This window comes from Neisseria sp. P0014.S009 (assembly GCF_051958155.1).
GTDB lineage: Bacteria > Pseudomonadota > Gammaproteobacteria > Burkholderiales > Neisseriaceae > Neisseria > Neisseria flavescens_C.
The window spans coordinates 1-240 of record NZ_JBQCVS010000240.1; the positions used below are offsets into that span (position 1 = coordinate 1).

Annotated in this window: 1 pseudogene; it reads right to left on the reverse strand. The window is 46.7% G+C overall.

Annotated features, from left to right (window positions below):
- Positions 1–240: pseudogene (locus tag ACTHS4_RS12490) on the reverse strand (TrkH family potassium uptake protein); the annotation flags it as partial.

Sequence of the window (240 nt, forward strand, 5' to 3'; positions counted from 1 at the left end):
GACCTTTACCGAACGAACCGCACGTGGGTGCAGCAAAATCACCATTTCACGCAAGCTGAATTTAAACAATACCAACGCACGCACGTTTTTAATAACGCCGCCCATAGAGCCTGAGCTAGCCAAGACGTTCGACAGAAAAAACATCCACAAAGACACAATCAGCGGCCATTGTTCAAAGTCGGCATTGGAAAATCAGCTGGCCAATCCGATGGACACAAAGTTAAAACTGACAAAGCGCAA